Origin of the sequence: Limnobacter olei (assembly GCF_029087225.1) — a bacterium.
In the GTDB taxonomy this organism is placed as follows: Bacteria; Pseudomonadota; Gammaproteobacteria; order Burkholderiales; family Burkholderiaceae_B; genus Limnobacter; species Limnobacter olei.
In genome coordinates this window covers 1-886 of the sequence record NZ_JARFJD010000057.1, presented here as the reverse complement: position 1 = coordinate 886, position 886 = coordinate 1, and the positions used below count along the sequence as shown (strand labels likewise).

Below are 886 nucleotides of genomic sequence, written 5' to 3'. Positions count from 1 at the left end.
CCCCCAGCAAACCCGTCTTGAACTCACTTGATTTTCATGAGTTGCTTGTTGACGGTGTTCAGATCAAATCCGTTGGGATCAAACGGGCCGCTGTTCCACGCCCACACCTGTTTGTGATCGGGATGGGTTGGATTGTGCATTGCCTCCAGGAAATCCATATACCCACCAACACCACCAACATCTTCTGGCGGCGCTGAGCGTTCCCCAGCGACGCACATGGACCAGAAGTTTTGCTCGTCAATCGGAACGATCTTTTCCACCTTGATTTTGTGCTGCCATCCGTCGCCGAAGTCGTATTCATAGACAAAGCTGTCGCCCCTGTCGGGGGCGATCATGTCAAGGGTCACGGATTTCTCGTTTTTGAAATTCTCAGGATCGTAAAATCCATCGGGATCTGGCACTCCATACAGCCATGGTCCAACATGGAACTGGTGCAGGTGGTAATTCTCCCATCCCATCACGATTTGCAAGATACGGTGCAACTTGGGTAGTTTGATGTTTCCAGGAACCCAGATTCGCCGCCAGATCAAGGGCTCAATTCCGAGCATTTCAATGCGAAGGTGATAAACACTGGTCTTTGAGGCTGGCGGTGTTAACACGATGATCTGGTCCAGATAGGCAGTTAATAAGTCGCTCTGCCTGTCACGAACCAGTTCATTTGGAAGCAGACCAATTGTGCGGCAGCAATTCCTGAATTTTACTGTACGGCTGCGTGGGCAGTCGATCCATCACATCCTTCAGATACTCCAGCGGATTCAGTCCATTGAGTTTGGCCGATTGAACCAGGCTCATGATGGCCGCATTGCGTTGCCCCGAGCGCAGGCTTCCGGCGAACAACCAATTTTTACGACCCACCGCTATTGGACGAATCTGGTTCTCCACCCAG

2 protein-coding genes are annotated in these 886 nt (G+C 51.5%); both read right to left on the bottom strand.

What is annotated here, in order from left to right:
- Window positions 1-23: 23 nt before the first annotated feature.
- Entirely contained in the window at window positions 24-599 is a 576-nt protein-coding gene (locus PY990_RS16285; protein WP_275272488.1) for a plasmid pRiA4b ORF-3 family protein, read from the bottom strand.
- 55 nt (window positions 600-654) lie between these two features.
- On the bottom strand, window positions 655-886 hold a 232-nt coding region (locus tag PY990_RS16280; protein ID WP_275272487.1), incomplete at its 5' end, for a transposase domain-containing protein.